The sequence below is a fragment of the Oscillospiraceae bacterium MB24-C1 genome, from assembly GCA_030913685.1.
In the GTDB taxonomy this organism is placed as follows: Bacteria; Bacillota; Clostridia; order Oscillospirales; family Ruminococcaceae; genus Yanshouia.
Genome location: CP133187.1, coordinates 468662 through 489852 on the forward strand (window position 1 = coordinate 468662; position 21191 = coordinate 489852).

Annotated in this window: 25 protein-coding genes and 4 tRNA genes; 11 read left to right on the forward strand and 18 right to left on the reverse strand. The window is 45.5% G+C overall.

The features are described from left to right. Positions 1 to 32 precede the first annotated feature (32 nt). Positions 33 to 656, forward strand: a complete 624-nt coding sequence (locus RBH76_02320) for a hypothetical protein (protein ID WMJ84278.1) — start codon at positions 33 to 35, stop codon at positions 654 to 656. On the opposite strand, the gene RBH76_02325 is transcribed toward RBH76_02320, so the two are convergent. Both RBH76_02325 and RBH76_02330 read right to left on the reverse strand, forming a co-directional pair. Next, positions 645 to 1676 carry a tyrosine recombinase XerC gene (locus RBH76_02325; GenBank protein WMJ84279.1) on the reverse strand — a complete coding sequence of 344 codons (1032 nt, stop codon included), beginning with the start codon at positions 1674 to 1676 and terminating at the stop codon, positions 645 to 647. The genes RBH76_02320 and RBH76_02325 overlap by 12 nt on opposite strands. A gap of 175 nt (positions 1677 to 1851) precedes the next feature. Beyond that, positions 1852 to 2082, reverse strand: coding sequence for a helix-turn-helix transcriptional regulator (locus RBH76_02330; GenBank protein WMJ84280.1), 231 nt, complete (start codon positions 2080 to 2082; stop codon positions 1852 to 1854). A gap of 141 nt (positions 2083 to 2223) precedes the next feature. On the opposite strand from RBH76_02330, the gene RBH76_02335 reads away from it, so the two are divergent. From RBH76_02335 to RBH76_02375, 9 genes are all read left to right on the forward strand, one after another. Next, positions 2224 to 2502, forward strand: a complete 279-nt coding sequence (locus tag RBH76_02335; GenBank protein ID WMJ84281.1) for a hypothetical protein — start codon at positions 2224 to 2226, stop codon at positions 2500 to 2502. An 11-nt stretch (positions 2503 to 2513) separates the two neighbouring features. Next, positions 2514 to 2837, forward strand: coding sequence for a hypothetical protein (locus tag RBH76_02340; GenBank protein ID WMJ84282.1), 324 nt, complete (start codon positions 2514 to 2516; stop codon positions 2835 to 2837). A gap of 11 nt (positions 2838 to 2848) precedes the next feature. Then, positions 2849 to 3139 (forward strand): hypothetical protein, encoded by a 291-nt coding sequence (locus RBH76_02345; GenBank protein ID WMJ84283.1) that lies wholly within the window; start codon positions 2849 to 2851, stop codon positions 3137 to 3139. Positions 3140 to 3161: 22 nt separating this feature from the next. Continuing rightward, positions 3162 to 3320 (forward strand): hypothetical protein, encoded by a 159-nt coding sequence (locus RBH76_02350; GenBank protein WMJ84284.1) that lies wholly within the window; start codon positions 3162 to 3164, stop codon positions 3318 to 3320. A gap of 188 nt (positions 3321 to 3508) precedes the next feature. Continuing rightward, complete coding sequence (locus RBH76_02355) at positions 3509 to 4384, forward strand: hypothetical protein (GenBank protein WMJ84285.1); 876 nt, start codon at positions 3509 to 3511, stop codon at positions 4382 to 4384. A gap of 12 nt (positions 4385 to 4396) precedes the next feature. Beyond that, positions 4397 to 5314: a hypothetical protein gene (locus RBH76_02360; protein WMJ84286.1), complete on the forward strand. Its 918-nt coding sequence runs from the start codon at positions 4397 to 4399 to the stop codon at positions 5312 to 5314. 15 nt (positions 5315 to 5329) lie between these two features. Next, entirely contained in the window at positions 5330 to 5584 is a 255-nt protein-coding gene (locus tag RBH76_02365; protein WMJ84287.1) for a hypothetical protein, read from the forward strand. Further along, positions 5584 to 6423 carry a hypothetical protein gene (locus RBH76_02370; GenBank protein ID WMJ84288.1) on the forward strand — a complete coding sequence of 280 codons (840 nt, stop codon included), beginning with the start codon at positions 5584 to 5586 and terminating at the stop codon, positions 6421 to 6423. The genes RBH76_02365 and RBH76_02370 overlap by 1 nt, the downstream gene beginning before the upstream one ends. Before the next feature lie 246 nt (positions 6424 to 6669). Beyond that, on the forward strand, positions 6670 to 7551 hold the full coding sequence (locus tag RBH76_02375; protein WMJ84289.1) for a hypothetical protein: 882 nt from the start codon (positions 6670 to 6672) through the stop codon (positions 7549 to 7551). A gap of 702 nt (positions 7552 to 8253) precedes the next feature. Here RBH76_02375 and radA read toward each other — a convergent pair. The 6 genes from radA to RBH76_02405 form a co-directional block, all read right to left on the reverse strand. Beyond that, the gene (gene radA, locus RBH76_02380; GenBank protein ID WMJ84290.1) at positions 8254 to 9627 is read right to left on the reverse strand and encodes a DNA repair protein RadA; all 1374 of its coding nucleotides are present in this window, start codon (positions 9625 to 9627) and stop codon (positions 8254 to 8256) included. Next, entirely contained in the window at positions 9611 to 10348 is a 738-nt protein-coding gene (locus tag RBH76_02385) for an N-acetylmuramoyl-L-alanine amidase (protein ID WMJ84291.1), read from the reverse strand. The genes radA and RBH76_02385 overlap by 17 nt, the downstream gene beginning before the upstream one ends. 141 nt (positions 10349 to 10489) lie before the next feature. Then, positions 10490 to 10563 (reverse strand) — tRNA-Cys (locus RBH76_02390). A 57-nt stretch (positions 10564 to 10620) separates the two neighbouring features. Then, positions 10621 to 10696 (reverse strand) — tRNA-Gly (locus RBH76_02395). Between the two features lie 5 nt (positions 10697 to 10701). Then, positions 10702 to 10777, reverse strand: a tRNA-Phe gene (locus RBH76_02400). 40 nt (positions 10778 to 10817) lie between these two features. Continuing rightward, positions 10818 to 10894: transfer RNA gene (locus RBH76_02405), tRNA-Asp, on the reverse strand. 367 nt (positions 10895 to 11261) lie between these two features. On the opposite strand from RBH76_02405, the gene RBH76_02410 reads away from it, so the two are divergent. After that, a complete protein-coding gene (locus RBH76_02410) occupies positions 11262 to 11444 on the forward strand; it encodes a hypothetical protein (GenBank protein WMJ84292.1) in 183 nt (60 codons plus the stop codon). An 11-nt stretch (positions 11445 to 11455) separates the two neighbouring features. Here the strand turns inward: RBH76_02410 and RBH76_02415 are convergent, their stop codons facing one another. The 10 genes from RBH76_02415 to RBH76_02460 form a co-directional block, all read right to left on the reverse strand. Beyond that, positions 11456 to 11815: a helix-hairpin-helix domain-containing protein gene (locus RBH76_02415; GenBank protein ID WMJ84293.1), complete on the reverse strand. Its 360-nt coding sequence runs from the start codon at positions 11813 to 11815 to the stop codon at positions 11456 to 11458. Between the two features lie 31 nt (positions 11816 to 11846). Beyond that, the gene (locus RBH76_02420) at positions 11847 to 12638 is read right to left on the reverse strand and encodes an HAD-IIB family hydrolase (protein ID WMJ84294.1); all 792 of its coding nucleotides are present in this window, start codon (positions 12636 to 12638) and stop codon (positions 11847 to 11849) included. Then, positions 12638 to 13558, reverse strand: a complete 921-nt coding sequence (locus RBH76_02425) for an RluA family pseudouridine synthase (protein ID WMJ84295.1) — start codon at positions 13556 to 13558, stop codon at positions 12638 to 12640. Before RBH76_02425 ends, RBH76_02420 begins: the two co-directional genes overlap by 1 nt. Continuing rightward, positions 13530 to 14051, reverse strand: coding sequence for a signal peptidase II (gene lspA / locus RBH76_02430; protein WMJ84296.1), 522 nt, complete (start codon positions 14049 to 14051; stop codon positions 13530 to 13532). The genes RBH76_02425 and lspA overlap by 29 nt, the downstream gene beginning before the upstream one ends. Before the next feature lie 196 nt (positions 14052 to 14247). Then, positions 14248 to 17031: an isoleucine--tRNA ligase gene (gene ileS / locus RBH76_02435; GenBank protein WMJ84297.1), complete on the reverse strand. Its 2784-nt coding sequence runs from the start codon at positions 17029 to 17031 to the stop codon at positions 14248 to 14250. Positions 17032 to 17178: 147 nt separating this feature from the next. Then, positions 17179 to 17973 carry a DivIVA domain-containing protein gene (locus tag RBH76_02440; GenBank protein WMJ84298.1) on the reverse strand — a complete coding sequence of 265 codons (795 nt, stop codon included), beginning with the start codon at positions 17971 to 17973 and terminating at the stop codon, positions 17179 to 17181. A gap of 12 nt (positions 17974 to 17985) precedes the next feature. Then, positions 17986 to 18774 carry a YlmH/Sll1252 family protein gene (locus RBH76_02445; GenBank protein WMJ84299.1) on the reverse strand — a complete coding sequence of 263 codons (789 nt, stop codon included), beginning with the start codon at positions 18772 to 18774 and terminating at the stop codon, positions 17986 to 17988. After that, the gene (locus RBH76_02450) at positions 18775 to 19257 is read right to left on the reverse strand and encodes a cell division protein SepF (protein WMJ84300.1); all 483 of its coding nucleotides are present in this window, start codon (positions 19255 to 19257) and stop codon (positions 18775 to 18777) included. 13 nt (positions 19258 to 19270) lie between these two features. Next, the gene (locus tag RBH76_02455; protein ID WMJ84301.1) at positions 19271 to 19975 is read right to left on the reverse strand and encodes a YggS family pyridoxal phosphate-dependent enzyme; all 705 of its coding nucleotides are present in this window, start codon (positions 19973 to 19975) and stop codon (positions 19271 to 19273) included. Beyond that, positions 19956 to 21188, reverse strand: a complete 1233-nt coding sequence (locus RBH76_02460) for an HlyD family efflux transporter periplasmic adaptor subunit (protein ID WMJ84302.1) — start codon at positions 21186 to 21188, stop codon at positions 19956 to 19958. The genes RBH76_02455 and RBH76_02460 overlap by 20 nt, the downstream gene beginning before the upstream one ends. Between the last annotated feature and the right edge of the window lie 3 nt (positions 21189 to 21191).

Below are 21191 nucleotides of genomic sequence, written 5' to 3' on the forward strand. Positions count from 1 at the left end.
ATCAAAGGACAATGTCGGGGGTGTTATTTTGTATGGAAAGAGTAGGTCGTGCAAGCAACTATGCCGCTAGGCGAAAAAGTCTTATTTTATGGATTAGAATGCACTGGGGCATGCTGTTCTTTGGCGTTATGTTCTTAATTGGTGTGTTGGTCGGCACTGCAGCATCGGTATGGCTGGGCATCGGCAAACTGGACAGTGTCACCGAAGTTTTGAAGCAGTTTATCATCAGCCGAGAAAACCAGTCAATGATGCAGACCTTTTTCAGCGCACTCACGCCAAATGCTGCTGCGTGGTTTATTCTTCTGATATGCGGTTTTTGCGCGGTATCAGCGCCTATTATCGCGCTGGCCCCCTGTGTCAAAGGGATGGGGTATGGCGTCTTAGCTAGCGGTCTGCTGGCTTGCTATCCTAACTCAGCGATGCGTTACATTTTCGTCTTTCTACTACCAAACCTGATGATTTCTACCGTTACCATTATGTTTTGCTGCTGTGATGCCATGCAGCTCAGCCAGTATTTCTGGCAATCGATCGTTCCACAGCAGCGGGGTAGTGCCAGTATTTCACCGGGGCTTTTTTGCGGAAAAATGGTTCTATACGGCATCTTTTTAATTGCAGGTGCCGCGCTGGAAGCGTATAGTTACGCGCTATTCCGCTGAAGAATCATTGTCCTTAGGGTTCTTTGTAATGCGCTTCTTTTGCGCGAGGGGAGAGCTATCCGCCGCTTTTTCAAGCTGTTGGTTTGAAACATGCGTATAAATTTCAGTTGTATTCAAATTGGCGTGCCCCAAAATTTCTTTTAGTATCCGAACATCTACATTACCGTATTGATACATTAATGTTGCAGCGGTGTGGCGCAGCTTGTGTGGCGTATAGCCCTTGCCAGATAACCCAGCATTTTTAAGGCACTCGCCAATGATTTGCTGGACCCGGCGAGGTGAAAGCCGCTGACCGTTTTGACCGACAAACAGCGCTTCATCCTTTCGTTTAATCTTTTTTGAATCCTCAAGATAGGTATTTATTGCATCCAAACAAGCTTCATTGAGGTAAACGATGCGTTCCTTGTTGCCTTTACCGAGCAACTTTAGCGTATGGTCGTCTCGAATATCTGTATGATTGATAGCTACGAGCTCGGATAGGCGCATGCCACAGTTTAAAAACAAGGTCAACATACAATAATCACGCGCATTATTGTTCAAATCAGCAATTTCAAGCAAACCGTTGCTTTCGTCTAATGTAAGATATTTGGGCAGAGCGCGTTTAGTCGCAGGTCTGTCCAAATTTTTTATCGGATTATCGGTGATATAAAGCGTTTTTGTCGATAAAAACTTGTAGAATGAACTGAGCGCTGAAATTTTTCGCGCACGCGCACTAGCAGCGTTGCCAAGCTCAGTATGGGCAAAATTGAGATAAGCATAAATATCAGCCAGTGTAATGCCACAAATCATTTCGGTTGAGACATCGATAATCGAGGTTTCAGGTAAATCCTCAGCGCTTAGTTGATTGCAGCGATAAAGCTTCAGAAAACGCAAAAAAGTACGTAGTTCAATATAATATGCATCAACAGTACGCGGAGATAAACCCCGAATGGTCAAAATATATGATAAAAATTCACGCAAAGGCCCAGGGCAATCGGTGAATGGCGCATATTTAGATTTATTATTTAAAACAGCCGGCATACGTTTAACACTCCTTTTTCGTCCATTCCATTTCGCTAAATAAATATTTAAAATGAAGATTTTGGGCATAATTCGACACATGACAGGGCATAGAGAGCTTATGAGCTTCTCTATGCCTTTTATCGTATAGCTTTACATTATATACTTTAATCGAGCTACAAGTCAATTCTAGTGGCTATGCGCGGGGGTATGGTTTTTGTTCGTTTGTAATGCCCAGAATGTAATCTGTTGATGTCTTATATAGGTTTGCAAGACTTATTAAATGCTTAATTGGCAGGGGTCTAATTCCTTTTTCGTATTTTTGATAATATTGTTTTGTGGTGCCTAAATATGCCCCTATTTCTTCTTGGGTTTTATCGCTGTCTTCCCTTAAATCTTTTAATCTGTCTAGATGTGTTTTCGCCATCTTTATACCTCCTTATTACTATTTTATCAGTAGCCATAAATTATTACTTGACAGTAGCCACATATGGCTATATAATTGATTATAGGTAATCACATATGGCTACTATTCAAATTCGGTTTGTGAAAGGTAATGGTGATGGTAATGGATGAAAATGTTGTGTTTTCGATTGCTGTTATTCTTGGTTTTTCTCTAGGTATGGGATTTTTCTTTTATTTGTTCTATCGTTCTTTAATTTCTATGCGGCAATTCATAGAGGATATTTTTGAGGATAATGCTTTTTCTTCTGATAAGCACAAAATGCGAATGTCAGAGAATCCGTGTCTTTATTGTGGCTGCTATGACGAGGATTTTGGCTGCACTATGTTTTTTGTTGATAAGGGCTATGCTTGTCCTTTGAATAAATCAAAACAAGTAAAGTGAGGTAATAAAAAATGTCTGAAAGTAAAAAAGTTTCGGTCGCTGGTTCTGGTGCTGGCAATCTCTGTGTAGGTGTTTCCCGGTATGCGTTTAAGCCCGATGATAAGCCCGATGTGTTGACAGGCTTTACTATTTGGCTTCTGGAAGAGAGGGAAAACGTTGTCGGGGAACCGGAAAAATATTTCGGTGCAATTCCGTTTAAGGTTTCCTTGTCCGATGATCGTTATGCTGTCCTTGCGGCACAACTTGGTATTGCTTCTCCGCATGATCTGGTGGGGAATCGCTGGGCACCTACTTATAATCGCTTTGGCAAGGTTGAAGCCCTTACATATTGTTAGCAGGTGATTACATGCCTAGTGTCTTGGATTCAGGCGTGGAGATTATTCTGGACAGTGGTTTCCCTGAGGACAGGGAAAATAGTGATAATGGCGTTTATCTTACATATGAGGAGCTACGCGAATATGCGGAGAATTACCAGTATACAGACGCCGAAACGGGTCTTACAGCAGACCAAGCGATTATAGCTCTTTATAAAGAGTATCATTTTACTCTTTATGGACTGTTTCCGCTGATAATTGCTGTTCTCATATTTATAGCGGTGTGTAAATGGTTCTCGAGTACTTTTATACCGTGGAAGTAGTTTAGAAGGGAGGTTATTTTGTATGGAAGCTGTCGCTATTACTGCCGAAATGCTTGCTCCTATTTCAACAGGTGTCAATTCTAATCTGGCTGTCATTGTTCCTGTCGGCATTGCTATTTTTGCCGCTGTGCTGGGCGTCCGTCTCGTTCCCACTGTTATTAAGTGGTTCGTGAAGGGCTAGACCTTAGTACTGGGATATTCCTTCTAGGGGGGAGGGGGTTTTTCTCCCTTCCCCTTAAATTATTCCATGTAGAGCATTGGGTGTGTGTGAGATATTAAGAAAGGAAAATCGCCTTTTTCTTAGCGCCGCGCGTGTGGCGCGCCGCAAGGAAAAAGGCGATTCCAATATATAAAAGGGGTGATTCGCACTTGTGTAAACGTTTGTTGGCTGTTTTTCTTTTCATCGGGCTGCTGGTCTGTATGTCTTTGAGTTCTTTAGCGGCGGTGGATTTGACTAAGCCTTTTTATGCTGATAAGGGTTACCTTATCGACAAAGGTGATGGTAATACTTATTTGGGCGTTCTTGATACTGCCGCTCTGACGGAATCCGAAAAGGATTGGATGCGGGACTTTTTAGAGGTTTTTACTGACGAGAAAATTACTAGTTCTACTTATTGTGTTTTTCTTGGTGTCGGTTTTGACGGTGCTTCCTTTTATTTTGTAAAACATCCTACTAAACTTGATGTGGGTTACAGCAGTGATAGGATTCTAGTGTGGAATCGTTTAAAACCTAGCCTTGACTATATGCGGTTTTCTTTTAGGTCTAGTGACTCTGTATTTTATCTTAGTTCTTTTAAGGTTGACTCTCAGTTTTTTCTCCATTCTAAAAGTTTTGAATTGCATTCGTTTCCTACCGCTTCTGTTGCTCCTAATAATTATGTTGGTGGGTTGTTGTGGTCGAATCAATCAGACCCTATGGTATATGAGGGTGTTCCCTCGGCCGCTCTTCAGTCGACTTTTAACGGTAAATTGACACTCGTAGACAACGGTGGTTTATTGCCACCGGACGAACCTGAAGAACCTGAAGAACCCAGCAGTAGCACCCCATCTGTGCCAACGCTACCTGAAATCCCTGCTGGTGATGGTGAATATGTTCCCTATGATACAAGTGCATGGCTAGGTTTTTTGGTGCATATTCTTTCTACCATGTCTACGGCTGCAAAGGTTGGCATTCTTATTTTTGCGTCTTTGCTTGGTATTTTGCTCATTATTTGGGTCATTCGGTGGTTCTTACCTTCTAGATAAGGCGGTGGTATTGTGAAGCGTTTTTTTATTAGTGCTGTTTTGTGTATGGCTTTTTTGACGCTACAGGTTTTTGCATATAACCCTCCAAATTTGACGGTTGAGAACGGGAATAGTGTTTTAGAAACTTTCATTACTTCCACTATGGATGATACGTCTAAGGAGAGAGTGCGTTCATTTTTGGCTAGTGAGTTGGGTTTGGTTCTCTATATTCCATCCTCTGATCGTTACCTTCTTCTCGAAGTAAAATCCCCTGATAGCATTTTTGTTGATACTCTTTCACCTAATGGACTTGCTAACCTTGTTTTTACTGATGGTGCTTTAGGGGTTGTTTTTGATGTTTCGGGTCCCAATATGACTTTTGCCGCATTAACTACTTTTGGGTTGAATTCTTTTCAAAAAGATTGCGTTATTGTTAGTGGTCGCTATTTTGATTCATGCACTATGAATTTTCCTACTCCTACGTCTCCATATGTTGCTGATTTTGAAGGTTCTTTATTTTTTCGTGATGATGGTGGCTTGATGTCTGATATCAAGGAGGAGCCAGACGATGGCGGAGGTATTCTGGGGTTTTTGAAGGGCTTTTGGGATGCTTTGAAAGATGCTTTTATAGGACTGTTTGTGCCTAGTGAAGGATTCTTTGCCGATTATTTTGAAGATATTCGGGCTGTTGCTAGTGTTAAGATGGGCGGATTGCTTTCTTTGTATAATGCCCTTTTGGGCGCTTTCCAATCATTGAATGGAGATACGCCGTCTATGACTTTTCAGATTCCTGCGAATAGTATGTTTCCTTATTCGCCTTTGGTGACTTTTGATGTTTTGGGGCATGTGCGGTCGTATGTCGAGTGGGTGAAAGGCTTTTTGACTGGCTGTGTTGTTCTGTTTACCGCTGTTGTGTGCTATCGCCGCTTAGTGACGCTATTTGAACAGTAGGGGAGGAGGATAAAGTTGATCGTTGAAGGTATTTTAAACCTGCTTAAAACACTTGTTCTTTTTGTCTTAAATTTGTTTCCTGATCTACCTGATACGTCGTTTGTTAATGGTTTTTTCGATCCTGTTGTTAAGGTGATCAATAATGCCAACGTCTGGATACATGTTCCTACGGTTTCGACCTGTTTTGTTCTTATCTTACTTTGCTATAATGCACGTGCTATTTGGTCAGTTGTCATGTGGGTTATTCGTAAAATTCCGGGGGTGTCTTAATGGTACTAACAATTCTATCCTTCTTCTTGCCTGTCCTGATGTGGATTCGCAATGCTATCTTTTATTTCTTGTCAGGACTCGCCTTGTCTTTGTTTGCTTTTTCGACAGTCTTTTTTGTTTATTATCGTGTTTTGCCTACATCGGCATATCTTGTAAGGCTTCGCAGCTTGGCTATACCATGGGTACCGTATGACCTTTTTAGATGGCTGCTATGCGATTTTATTACGCGTAGGGAGCGTGCCGAAGTGTTCAGTGAATACGGTTTCACGCTCTTTGTAGGGCGGCAGGGGGCAGGGAAGACCATCAGCATGGTTGAATATCTTGAAGAGATGCGGCAGAAATATCCACGAGTAAAAATTGTTACTAATTTTAAATATCTAAATGCCGATTATCTCATGCAGGAATGGCGGGATTTGTTTGAAATCCGTAATGGTACGGATGGCGTTATTTTTGCGATAGATGAAATTCAAGGGGAATATAGCTCTGATAAATGGAAGGACTTTCCCGAGCAACTTCTTTCTGAAATCTCCCAGCAGCGCAAACAACGTATAAAAATAGTGTCGACAGCGCAAGCCTTTTCACGAGTGGCAAAGCCTATCCGTGAACAGACTTCAAATGTTCGAATGTGTCGTACTTACTTGAACCGCTATACGCGTTGGACAGAATACGATGCTGCTACTTTTGGGACAGGCGACACACCTTATATCGTCAAAAAACGCTGTGTTCCGTCAGGGCGTAAAGGCTTCGTGCAAAGCGATGGACTTCGTTCACTCTATGACACATGGGAAAAGGTGGAGCGCATGAAGCGGCTGGAGTTCATACCACGCGCTCAAAGATAAAAATTCACTCTCAAAGAAAGGAAGGCCGACGCCTTAGCGTCGGCTGCCCCTGCGGGTGCGGGGTGAATTGCGCTGTTGAAAGTCTTACTTTCAATGGCGCAAGAGGGGATAGCCCCCTTCGTTCTTTTGCCTAAAGCATAGCACGAGATCAGACTTGGCATGTTTTTTGCAATACTAGACTTAATAACACTTCTTACTCACTTTATGGGTTTTTAATATAACACTACTTAAAAGGGCGTGTTGTATTTGTCTTTTTATCGGATTTGGGAATATCCATCAAGCGCGGTACCATATAAGCATGTTTACATAAAGCGGGATAGAGATAAAATCATTGATAGGGCAGCTGGGAATACATCAGCTATTTTAGATGTTTTGAGTGAGCAGGAAAGGGAAGGGAAGTTAGCCGAAAGCCTGTCACGTTCACGTAGAAATATTCGTGATTTGGTTTTGTGTAATCGCTTTGAATATTTTTGTACCTTTACATTTGATGCCCAAAAGGTAGACCGCTACAATTATGGCGAATGTCAAAAGAAATTAAGAAAGTTTTTTAATAATTATAAAAATCGCTATGCACCAGATTTTTTGTATTTAATTATCCCAGAGTTTCATAAAGATGGTGCTATTCATTTTCATGGTCTGTGTAGTGGGTTTGCTGATGGTGAGTTAATTCGGCCTGATAAGGTTTTAAAACGAATTGACAATAAACTTTGCATGGTTCCTAATACTCGCGGTTATTTGGATTGGCCTAGATATCGAAAAACATTCGGAATTTTCAATTGCTCAAAAATTCGTAACTATGACGCGTGTGCATTTTACATTACAAAGTATATAACAAAAGATTTAGCGGATATGGAAAAAGGGAAGAGAGTTTATATGTGTTCGACTGGGTTAAAGCGTCCTGAACTGGTTTTCGATTCTGACGATATACCATTGATCTTTAAGCCAGAATTTGAAAACGAGTATTGTATAATCGCTTATGAACGTGCTGACGCAACTGAACCGTTTATAGATGATACTGGCTGGATGTATCAAGAGGTTATGGAATGGCCACTTGAGGATGTTACAGATTTGATTTATCAAAAATTTAGTGAAATTGAGGGGGAACAATTAAAAATATATGGGATATAAGTTTAGAAGAAAGGCTAATTTGCCTTGTAATAAATGTTTGTGTATGCGTTGCAGCTGCATATCCTGTCCATATGAGCAGCTTTATCATTGTTATCCCAGTCACCCAGGATGCACACATTGCATGATGTCTGAACGTGGTGAACCCTTGTTGGAATGCGAATATTTTAAAATGTTTACAGGTAAACCTATGTACAAAGTTAAGGTGAAACGAAAAAATCCTTATTATAAAATTGCAAAATTGTTGCAAGCTTTACATACTGAATTTAAACAGTTATAATTTTAGAGAATAGAATGTTTTATTTCGCACATTCCATTTCGCTAAATAAATATTTAGCGAAATGGAATGGACGGAATTTAACAAGATCATGTACTTTTTCTCAAAAACAATGCTATGTTTTTACAAAGTCATGAGCATCTTATTTTCCATAACTGCTTTTCTGGCTACTTCTTTAGAAGTATCAACCTTTTACCAGAACTTAAAATTCCGTCTAATGTCTCCTAAAAGTTTACGAAAAAAGTTATAGAATAATCGGTTTCCGCAGCGAAAACAATATACAAAAAAGGTTCCGGAGGTGCTCTAAATTGAATTTGATAAAATGTGCGCACCACTGCGTTCATCAAAAAGACGGCTATTGCACATTGCAGCAGTTGAACCAAAGCGACGCCAGCATGAATACCGACTGCATTTATTTTTACAGCGCGTCATGCGAACAACCGGCGCAAATCACCAACACTCTTGACAGTGATAAGTTTTAGTCCTGGGTAGTTTTCGGGGTTGATGCTTTCAGCATTCTGTTGAGGAAGAATAATCTGCCTAAAACCAAGTCGATACGCTTCCCCTACCCTCTGTTGTGCGCGACTGACGGTGCGAATTTCACCCGCAAGTCCCACCTCGCCAAATGCAGCCAACGACTCATCGACCGGCTTGTCCAAAAGGTTTGAAATCAACGCCAGCACAACCGATAAATCGGCCGAAGGTTCATCGAGCCTTAATCCTCCAACAACATTTATGTACACATCCAACGTACCAAAAAAATAGCCACAGCGTTTTTCAAGAACAGCTAAAAGCATGGCCGCGCGATTAAAGTCAAAGCCGTTGGTGCTTCGCTTGGGCACCGGGTAGCTGCTTTTGCTAACCAGTGCTTGAATTTCGGCCAAAATAGGCCGGGTTCCCTCAATGACAGCGGTTACACAGGTACCAGAGGTATGCTCTGGCCGACCGGAAAGCAATAAAACCGAAGGGTTGTCCACCTCTTCAAGGCCTTGATCAGTCATTTCAAACACGCCAATTTCATTGGTGGAACCGAACCGATTTTTGATCGCGCGCAAAATGCGGTAAGAAAGATTGCGCTCTCCCTCAAAATACAAAACGGCATCAACCATATGCTCTAAAACTTTGGGCCCCGCAATTGCGCCATCCTTATTGACATGTCCGACCAAAAACAGTGGTATCTCTCTGTCCTTTGCGGCACGGGTGAGCTGCTGTGTACATTCTCTGACCTGTGTAACACTGCCCGATGACGATGAAAGCCCGGCATGGCTGATGGTTTGTATCGAATCGACGATGACAAGGTCTGGCCTACATTGCTCTATTGTCGCCAGAATCTGCCCAAGATCGGTACTGGCGCAGATGTACATGCCGTCATTGCTGACGCCCAGGCGTATGGCGCGCAGTTTAATTTGCCGTACACTTTCCTCTCCGGTGATGTATAGCACCTTTAGCATGGAAGAGAGCGGCTGACACATCTGCAAAAGTAATGTGGATTTGCCGATGCCTGGGTCGCCACTGATAAGTACCACCGAACCCGGTACCATTCCCCCGCCCAATACGCGATCAAGCTCTGTGATTCCTGTCACATACCGGATTTCCTCGCCCGATTCAACGGCATTTAGGGACGAAACAGCAGCAGGAGCCGCATGTGTGGCTATGCTGTCAGATCTTTTTTGGGGTGTCAATGTCTTGATTTCTTCATTCATGGTGTTCCAACTGCCGCAATCGGGGCATTTACCCAGCCATTTTACGCTTTCATAGCCGCATTCTGAGCAGGTATACACCTGTTTAATTTTTTGTGCCATTGACAACTTCCCCTTCTGTTTCGGTTTTCATATGCAGCTCTGTGACTGACTGCAATATTTTAAACGCCAACTGTTGCTGGTAATCCGCTTGCAGTAGGCGTTGACAATCCTCTGGATTAGAAATAAAACCACACTCGACCATCACGGCCGGATTATCCATATGACTAAGCAGATATAAATTTTTGCCCGCAGCTTTTATTTCCCGTTTATTATCCAGTTGTAGCGCCTCTCGGATATTATCCTGTATCTTTTGAGCCAGTACCCGACTTTGTTCATTTTCGGTGCTATAAAATACCTGCGTTCCCCAGGAGGATTGCTGCGGAAAGTAGTTTTGGTGTATGCTTATGAAAATTGCATCAGGATATTGTTTGGCCAGCGCCAACCGTTGATGGATGTCTGACACCTTTTGCTTGCGCACCCCGCTGATTCCTTTTTCATGTACTGATTGATCGGTGCTGCGCACCATGATGGCCTCATAGCCATCCAACTGCGCCAGACTATAAAGCTTTCTGGCAATGGACAGATTAATATCTTTTTCCAAGACGCCGCTGACACCTGTCGCACCGCCGTCCATGCCCCCATGTCCCGCATCAATAATAATGATTGGAGAACTTGGTGTATGTAAACTGTTCATCACCCTAGTCACAGAATAAATCCCCAAACCACAGGCAAAAGCTAATAAAGCGCTTAGCGCGATGCAAAAAAATAATTTTTTACGCATATTGCCACCTCCCCCTAAGCATTGATATGCATAAACGGCAGGCGGAATGCTATTTTACTTTATCATACCAGAATTAGAACAAACGTTCAATAGTTAGGAAAAATAATAAGACCGGTGTATTACCGATCTTATATTTACTATTGGAGGCGCCACCCGGAATCGAACCGGGGATAAAGGTTTTGCAGACCTCTGCCTTACCGCTTGGCTATGGCGCCATAAAAACGGACGATAAAACCGTACCGTTTGCCTGAAAAATCAGGCTTTAGAGAAATTGGAGCGGGTTACGAGGCTCGAACTCGCTACCTCCACCTTGGCAAGGTGGCGCTCTACCAGATGAGCTAAACCCGCATAAATGGTGCCTTCGGTCGGAATCGAACCAACGACACGAGGATTTTCAGTCCTCTGCTCTACCAACTGAGCTACAAAGGCATGTCAATGCCTTGGCAAATCCGCCGCAGGCAAGAGAAAATGGCGACCCGGATGGGGCTCGAACCCACGACCTCTAGCGTGACAGGCTAGCGTTCTAACCAACTGAACTACCGGGCCATATTCGTCCTCACAAACAATCAACATAGTAGCCTGACCAAGCAACCGTCATCGTTTCAGCGACTCTGTTATTATATAACAACCCCACACATTTGTCAACAGCTTTATACAAATAATCCGCCTAAGAATACACACTGGCAACAAAACCTCAATTTTTTGGCTTTATAATAGGAATAATTCAATGTCTACTTCGCACATTATTAGGAAAATGAGCAGGATCAACCGCCAAAGTGTTCGTCGTTCTACGATAAAAGCGGCACTCAAAACAAAGCCGACAGCATAAAAGACTTTTGCATCAGACCGATGCATAGTTTTATCCTTAATAGCAAACAGTAATTCTAAATAAACAATGAAAGGGGTCAATATAATGGAGCACAAAAGAATTATTAAAGGTAATAACACCACCGTTCCCACCGGTGCAGAGCTATTAAGCGCCTTTGATACCTACGCCGTAACCGAAAGGCATAAGTCCGGCCGAGGCAACGCACCACTCAACAGCGCTGAATGCGTCGTCGACAGTAGAGAATTTATGATCGAAAATAAAAAATAATACCTTTATCCCTATATGGTAACCCGATTGCAAATAGTATCGTAAATCACCTGACCAATACCCTTGACCTGAAGCAGTTCTTCCTTTTCGGAAAATCCGCCGTGCGCCTCGCGATAGGCAATAATTTCACCAGCCAATACAGGACCAATCTTGGGTAGTTCCTGCAACTCTTCGGTCGTAGCGTGGTTCAGGTTAACCAAATAAACTTCCGAAGCCGATGGCAGCTGTGCGTACACATCGGTAGTGACGCCGTGTTCAAAGAGTCGATTTTCCCACAACATGATAATTATCAAAACAAGGAGCAGACCCAGACAGTAAAACAGAATAAAGAAAAGCCAGCGTTTTTGTCGCTTTTGCTGTTCTGCTACCATCTCTGCTGCTCCTTTACATAATATATGTGGTTTAATGTGTCTCGATATATGTAATCAATGCCTCTAAGGCAGCATCCTCGACATGGCAAAGCGTGTGTTCGCATAATGCTTTGATATCATCCGGGGCATTCTGGGGGCAAAAAGAGCGGATACCCGGAAGTGAGAGCATTTCAAAATCGTTGTAATAGTCCCCAATCGTCAGCACACGGCTGCGATCGAGCGCCAGATGGTCAACCAACCATTCGATAGAACTACCCTTTGAAACACCGTCCGGCATAACCTCAATAAAACGGTCACAAGATACCGTCGTTTGCATGCCACCGGTCAGGTGTCGCTCGATAAAATCCAGTATTTCGCTCTGCTCGCCAGGGTCGTGATGGACGACCAGCTTACACCACGGGTCGGTTACTGAGGCCAATTCCCCCGTCTTGCTTGGCGGCATCCATTCCGCGCTCACACCCAACTCCACCCGGTGGTCGGGACACCAAACCGCAATGCTGTGCTTTGGGTAGTTAGCCAGTAGCGTATCCACGAGAGACAGAGCTGCGTTGTCAGGCAAAACAGCGGTATAGAGGCTTTGCTGACTATTAAAATCATAAATTAAGCCACCGTTTAGCATAATACAAGGTAGATTAACCGGCAGCTTTTTCTGCAATTCAACAGTAGTAGCATGCAGCCCTCTGCCTGTTGCTAGGGCGAAAAGGCCACCGTTTTCGGTGAAATACTTAAGTGCATCTATGTTCTTTTGTGGAATTTCATACTTGTCGGTTATCAGAGTGCCGTCCACATCTGAAAATAGACAGAATCCGTCAAATTTCTTCATCAGTTAGAGCTCCTTCTGAGTTTTTCTATAAAATCGCTAAAATATTGGGGTAATGGTGATTCAAATACCAGGTGCGCTCCGGTTATTGGATGAATAAATCCCAGTACGGCAGCATGCAGGCATTGGCCTGGCAAAGGTACACGCTTTGCAGGCCCATAAATGGGATCGCCCGCGACGGGATGCCCGATAGACGCCATATGCACCCTGATCTGATGTGTCCGCCCAGTTTCAAGCTTGCACCGCACCAGTGAAAACTGTGAAAAGCACTCCAGCACCTCATAGTTCGTGGCAGCATTGCGAGAATTTTTTTCGGTGACACACATTTTTTTACGGTCAACCGGGTGCCTTCCAATCGGCTTATCAATTCTCCCGAGCTCTTCCTTGACGCGTCCATGTACCACGGCAAAATAAAAGCGGTCGATGCTGTGTTCGGCAAATTGGGCGGATAACCCCTCGTGCGTGACATTATCCTTTGCGATAACCAGTAGCCCACTGGTATCTTTATCTATTCGATGGACAATCCCCGGGCGGATTACGCCATTGATCGAAGAAAGCCTGCCTGCGCAATGATATAGCACCGCGTTGACCAGCGTACCGCTCAAATTGCCCGCCGCCGGATGCACCACCATTCCCTGCGGCTTATCCACGACCAGCAAATGATCATCCTCATAAACAATATTAATTGCAATGTTCTCCGGAAAGGCATCTAGCTTTACAGGTTCCGGTTCGCTGTATTCAACCTTGTCCCCGATTTTAACTCTAAGACTTTTACCCGCTGCAGCACCGTTACACAGCACCAGACCTCGCTCACAAAGTTGCTGAACAGCGTTGCGGCTTAGTGGTGGGTCAGAAACAGCGCTGACAAAGGCGTCCAGACGGGCGCCCTCATGCTCAACCGTTACTTGAATCTGTATCGCCATTGTTCCCCTTTTCCTCATCCGCGTGTTGTTGTTGTTGTGTTTTTTGTTCTGAACGAAATGCCGTAATAAGCATCAAACAAGCGCCAACCACAACGCAGCAATCGGCCAGATTGAACATCGGGTAACTGAAAAGCGCGTTGATGTCGATGTAGTCCACTACAAATCCGTACCGAATGCGATCAATCAAATTACCTAAGCCACCCGAAATAATCAGCAGAGTAGATAACTTCTCCAACCTGCCCTTGATTTTTCCGCTGAGCAGCAGCCAGGCTGCGACACAGAGAATAGTCGCTACTAAAATAATCAGTAGCGTTCGTCGGCCAGTGAAAATGCCAAAGGCAGCACCGGGATTTTCGACGTAAGTAAAACTTAAAACACCGGGAATCACCATCATGGTGCCGATGGGGGCAAGACTGTTCAGCGCCCAAAGCTTAATGAGCTGATCGCATATAACCAGCACAGCCACCAATATAAAACATATTGTTGCAGACATAAATTATGAACCGTTCCTTCCGCTTGTTGTTGACGGGCGATGTCCGTTACCACCGATGATGTTCCTTATTAAAAAAGAAATGCCCGGTTGCGCCGTACAATTCTGCTCCTTAAAATCTTCATAAGATTTTTATGCAAGTAGTATGAAGAACGGCGCATCACAGGAGTATGATGCGCCGCCATATGCACAAGCTGATTTATTTGACGATAGCAGCGCAACGTGCGCAAAGCGTGGAATGATCATGGTCTTTACCAACCGTATCGGAGAAGGACCAGCAGCGTTCGCATTTCACGCCATCCGCGCTAAGCACCTCGATGCCGAGTCCGTCGATATCGGAAGATTCTCCGCCCGGGGCATTAACGACCTCCACTTGCGAAACGATTAGCACCATCGGCAACAGTTCCTTGACCGAAGAAACAAAGTCATAAAGCTCGCCTTTGGCGTGGAGAATGACCTTGGCCTCCAAGGATTTTCCGATCTTCTTCTGAGCGCGCGCCACTTCCAGCACTTTGTTGGCACTGTCGCGAATCTCATGGATGCGATCCCACTTCGCCATAAACGCCTCGGAAGCCTTGTCTGCGGTTCCGTCGGGCATCTCATGGAACATAACCGATTCAGATTTGTCGCCCGCCTGCTTAGGCAGATAACGCCAGATTTCCTCAGCGGTAAATGGGATGATCGGTGCCAACATAAGCGTCAGGCCGCGCAGAATGCGATAAATGGCCGTCTGAGCTGCACGACGCGCGTCAGAATCAGCTGCTTCAACATACAAGCGGTCTTTGAGCACGTCCAGATAGAAATTAGACATATCAACTGTACAGAAATTGTGAATCGCGTGATAAATAGTATAGAACTCATAGGTGCCGTAAGATTCGCGTACCTTTTTCGCGAGGTCCGAGAGCGTTGTCAGTGCCCAGCGGTCGATATCAAACAGCTTGTCGTCTGAAACCATATCCTTGTTCGGGTCAAAGTCGTAGAGGTTGCCCAGAATATAGCGCGCGGTGTTGCGGATCTTGCGGTAAACCTCAGAGAGTTGCTTTAAAATCTCCTTGGAGACACGAATATCGGAATGATAGTCGGAGGATGCAACCCATAAACGCAGGATATCAGCACCGTACTGATCGGTAATATCCTCGGGTACCATGCCATTGCCCAAAGACTTTGACATCTTTTTGCCTTCGCCGTCTACAACCCAGCCGTGGGTACAAACCTCGCGGTAAGGCGCAGTGTTGCGCCAAGCCACAGCCGTCAGTAGCGATGACTGGAACCAGCCACGGTACTGGTCGGCACCTTCCAGATACAGGTCGGCGGGCCAGCTTTGCCCCTCGCGGGTGTCAAGTACCGCAGCATGCGTTACGCCGGAATCAAACCAAACATCCATGATGTCGGTTTCTTTAGTGAATTCCTTGCCACCGCAATGTGGGCAGGTCGTACCCTTGGGTAGAATGTCAGCAGCATCCTTGGTATACCATGCGTCGGAACCCTCGGTTCTGAACAGCTCAGATACGGCTGCAATACTCTCATCAGTGACATATTCTTTGCCGCAATCTTTACAGAAGAAAATTGGAATCGGCACACCCCAAGTACGCTGACGCGAAATGCACCAGTCGCTGCGGTCCTGTACCATGCCTGCCATACGGTCCTCGCCCCAGCCGGGAATCCAATGAACTTGTCTGAGAGCCTCGACCGCCTGATCCTTAAACTGATCGACCGAGCAGAACCACTGTTCGGTAGCACGGAAGAGAATGGGCTGCTTGCAGCGCCAGCAGTGCGGGTATTGATGGATGACGTGTTCGCCGGCAAACAACGAACCGCTCTCCTTGATGTGCGCATAAATTGCCTTGTTGGCTTCTTCGGTGGTCAAGCCGGCAAACTGACCGGCATCCTTGGTCATGCGACCCTTGTTGTCCACCGGGACAAGAATCGGAATCTGCGGATAATGCTTACAGACCTCAAAGTCCTCGAGGCCGTGGCCCGGTGCAGTGTGGACAATGCCGGTGCCACTTTCAAGCGTGACATGGTCGCCAACGATGACCAGTGAATCGCGATCAATAAAGGGGTGCTTGCAGACGCAAAGCTCCAAGTCCGCACCGGAAAAACTGCCCAGCACGGTGTAATCTGAGATGTCGGCTGCCTTCATAACCTGGGGCAGTAGCTCTTCGGCAATGACATAGAATTCGTCGTTAGCCTTAACCAGCGCATACTCATACCGCGGGCCGACGCAAAGCGCCAGGTTTGCGGGCAATGTCCAGATGGTGGTTGTCCAGATAACCACATAGGTTTTGGAAAGATCGGCACCGAGTTTGGTAAACAGGCCACCCTTGTCGTCGGTGACCTGAAATTTCACATAAACGGTCGTGCAGGGATCCTCGGCATATTCAATCTCGGCCTCGGCCAGCGCGGTCTGGCAATCTGGGCACCAATGAACCGGCTTTAAGCCTTTATAAATATAACCTTTTTTGGCCATTGCGCCAAAAACCTCGATCTGCTTGGCTTCAAAGGCATTGTCTAGCGTAATATAAGGATGGTTGTAATCGGCTAATGTACCAAGGCGCTTAAACTGGCCCTTTTGAATCTCAACATGCTTTTTAGCAAACGCACGGCAGGTCTGGCGCAGCTCAACCGGGGTGATGGGCTTTTCAATGCCAAGCTCGGCCAATGCTTTCAGCTCAATGGGCAGGCCATGGGTATCCCAGCCCGGGATGTATGGTGCACAGTAACCCAACATATTTTTAGAACGGACGATAATATCCTTTAACGTCTTATTCAGTGCAGTTCCAAGATGAATGGATGCATTAGCATAGGGCGGGCCGTCATGAAAAATAAAAGAAGGCTTGCCTTGATTGTGCTCAATCATCTTGTAATAAAGATCATTTGCGTCCCATTCCTTGATCATTTCCGGTTCCTTTTGAGGAAGCGAGGCACGCATTGAGAAGTCTGTTTTAGGCAGATTCATCGTGCTGTTGTAGTCATTAGCCATTGGGTTCTCTCTCCTTAAATTAGCTTGTACTGTTCTCCCCCATTAAAGAGCGGAAGATTGGCGATAGAATTTTAGCCTGGCAAGAGCCACAAGGCTGAAAACTGCCGCAAACATATCTAATCTTTAGTGGGAAGTGGGATAACAATACTATTTTTTGAACTTGGGCTGATTGCTGTTACGTTTTATTTTAAAGGCCTCTCCAAATCTCATATCGCCAAATTTGGAATTGTCAGGCGCCGTATAAGATGAAGTGGGGTCATTATCATACGCGTCGGTCTCGGTTTCTTCTTCCTCGAGCGCCACACCAAAACCGGCGAGCTCCTCATCTTCTTCCTCAGCGTCTATATCAGCCGCCGTCGGATCAGTGATCTCGGGTTCTGCTTGGGGTGCCGGCTTTTCATAGCCGCTATAAGACTCAGACTGTGGGGGTGTTGTTTCAGTACCAGCCTGAATGTCGTCAGAAACCGCAGGAGTCTCAGTCTCTTCCTCTTCCTCCTGCCCCGGCAGTGCGCTGATTAATTCAAGGTGCCGCTTATACATATCAAGCAGACGGTTTTTAAAGCTGGCCACCTCGCGCTGGGTTCGCAGCAAATTGTCCTGCTCACGCTCTATCTGCCGCTTGGCGTGGTTGGTCATCGCCTCAGCTTTGATGGTGGCATCGCGCAATATAATTTCTGCTTTGGTTTTAGACTCGCGAATGACGCTGTCACCAAGTTTTTGTGAACCGAGTATCGCTGTACGCAAGCTTTCTTCATCCTCGCGGTATTCGGTGAGCTTGTCGGCCAAAACCTCCAGCTTTTTCTCTAAGTCTGAATTTATTTCAAGCAGCTCGGACATCGACTTTGCCGCCTCTTCTAAAAAGGCATTGACATCGTCCATTCTGTAACCGAATCCGAAAGTTTTGTCAAAAGTTTTTTCAGCAATTTCTTTTGGCGTGAGCATGCGTTTTCCCCCTTAAACATATTTCAGGTACGTGATATGAAGTCTCCCTTTTTTAGTGGGACTACCAATAGCTGAGATCACAAATTTTCCAAAGCCACGTATAGAAAGCTTGTCGCCCTCTTTGATCTCTTTGGAGACGGAAGACTGCGTCTGCGCATTATTCTGGACACAGCCCTGCGTAATCAAGCGGACACTGTCAGCTCTGCTGGTGCCGGTGAGCACCGCAACGACGGCGTCAAGCCGCATGGCACTGACAATGCCGGTGCATGTTTCGGTTTTGAAGGCAGGTGGCAACACTTGCGGTTTACCCACCCTACATTCCACCCCGATGTTGCCAATCTTTTCAAGTTCGGACAGGGCCAATTCAGCCGCGGCATTCAACAAAAACACAACGGCGAGGCAGTCTCCGACCAAAATGTCGCCGACTGCCTCACGTTTAATCCTTAAAGCCATCAACGACCCTAGCACGTCCCGATGTGAAACAGTGTAGCCCTTTGGAAATAGGATGGTCAAAGCTGTAAAAGGATAATCGGTTTCGTCAAGAGAAATGCAATCGGCATAGTCAGGTGCAACCGCACAAAACACGCGCCGTTGCGCGTCTTCAAAGCCACCCTGAAAAAAGCAGCGCACTTCACTGGCATTTAAAAGCCCATATTGTTCGGTCAGCGCCTGCTCATGCTCATTGAGAAAAGCTGAAAAGCAAGGCTTGCCCCGCTTATCGGCCAAATCACACAAATCGGTCAACCGCGAAAGCAGTATGCGGTCGGATTCCTCGATGATCGAGTCAAAACGGCGCTTCATTTAGAAATATACACCGTTGCTTTCAAGCTCGTCCAGCAAATCGCCCACAAAATCTACGTTATAGGGCGTTATGATAAAGGTGCTGTTTGCCACGCGCTTGATCTGCCCCTGATTGGCATAAGCCACGCCGCTTAAAAAGTCGACAAGACGGCGCGACACATCTTTGTTGGTCGACTCGAGATTGAGCACGACAGTACGCTTGTCATTTAGGTGGTCGGCAATAGAAGATGCGTCGTCAAAGCGCTCGGGCTTGACCAACACCACTGAAAGCTGGGTGGTAGCCGCAATATTAACTACCTTGTTTGAACGTTTCATCATTTCAGTTTCACCCGCGTAGGGGTTGTCAGCAATAGGATCCTCCTTTGCTGCACGTTTATGAGCGGCATAATCGGTCTCGCTCTCTTTTCCATAATCATAGTCATCATCATAGTCGTCATCATCGGGCATTCCCATAAAACTGCGGAATTTATCCATCATACCCATTGTTAAACATCCCTCACAGTCTTTCTCCGAACAGCTCCCGGCCTATTCGGACAATATTGCTTCCATGCTTGATTGCAAGCGGAAAATCATATGACATTCCCATAGATAGAATATCCATACAGACATTATCCATTTTTTTGGCCCTAATGTCAATAAAATGGCGATACATCTGCGCAAAATATTGCTCTTTTGTCAGATCATCCGTCACTTTTGGCGGAATGCACATCAATCCTTTGACTTTAATATTGGAGAAACCGGCCATTTGAGCCAACAAATCAGGAAGCATTTGAGGCGCTACACCCGACTTTGTCGCCTCGCCCCCAATGTTCACCTCAACGAGTACTGACATTACGCGTTCGGCTTCTTTAGCACAGCGGTCAATTTTCTCGGCCAAGGACAATCTATCAACCGATTGAATTAGCGAAACCTTGTCAATTATCGCCTTGACCTTATTGGTCTGTAAATGACCAATAAAATGGATTTCGCAATTCGCTTTTTCATAATCGTCATATTTTTTTAAAAGCTCCTGCGCACGGTTTTCACCCAGTAGCGTGATCCCCGCGGCAATAGCCTCGTTCACCCGCTGCGCGCTGTTGGTCTTTGTGACTGCCATCAGTCGAATGTCCGAAGGATTGCGGTGTGCAGCTTGTGCAGCCAGTGCAATCCGCTCCATTAAAATCTTGGCATTTTCTCTTATGTCAGACGATTTTTCCATCATAGATATCCGTCCCCTTTACAACCACTTCATCGAATTGATTTATCGGTTCATAGCCGGTATCCTCTTCGTTTGACGAAGGTGTGGTGCACAACACAAAATTTTCGCTAGTGTAAATACGTTCTATAGGTTTAAAAGTAATGAGATTGCCGTTTTTGACATAGACACCCTCGGTCTGCCCCTCATAGCGCAACGCCTGTTTACTGATTCGTAAACCAGTGTAGGAGTTAAAGTTGACATCAACATCCGTCCGCCGCAAATTGATAAGCATGGTGTTGATATAATTCGTTTTGAGAATGACGACGGCATCTCCGCTTTCATCAGGAATCACACGGTAAACCGAAGCGGGAATATCATTGCAGCCCTGAATGTTAAAATCTAAGTTAATCATGGTGCCCACAACAAAACGTTTAACATCATTCTTTTCAGCCACAAGCGCGAGATACCAGTCGTGCCCCTGCTGCACTTTGCCGATAGTGTTGGTGCGCTCCGGCCTCATTGTGCCGTTGATCGCGCGCCTATAGTCGTCGATGGAAAGTGCCTCAAAGTTGGTGGTCAAGAGCGTTTCGTACCCGTCGGCCGTCGAACAAAAATAGCCATCGGCGTCGATAGCAACGCTTTTAATAGGCTGCGAAAACTCGGACATCAGACGTTTTTTTTCCTGTTGTAAATAGGCAATTCGTTCGGTATAATTCTCGTCCCGCCCAGTGGAAATACGATATTTACCCAGAAGCAGCTGCAGTCGGTTGCGGGCATCATAAATATCCGCAATGTCGCGTCTGATAGTGGCGTCGACAATATTACCCACCGTGTCGTTGACCTGCCCACTTAGCATATCTGCACCTAAAAGACGGGCGGAGGTTTGCTGCGCTTCGCTAAGCAGAGCAATTTCGCTATCCAGATGATCCATCTGTAACTGACTGCGCAGCTGAGATGCATCGGTATAGACCTTGGCAATCACCGAGCCAGGAATAACCACAGCGCCGTCGGGCTTAACATAACTGAGTACACCGGTTGCATCCAACTGCTGCGAAAGCAGCTGCTCGTTGCGTATGACCACAGCCTTGGCCCGGTAATAATCCGAAACGGTATAGCTGAAAACCGTTTCCGTCTGGTAGGGCGAATAAAAATAACGAACGCCGGTGTAAATGCTGTAAGAAGCGACAAACAGTATCATCACGGTCGAAAGTAGCATGCCGGTCAGTCGACTGTTCATTTA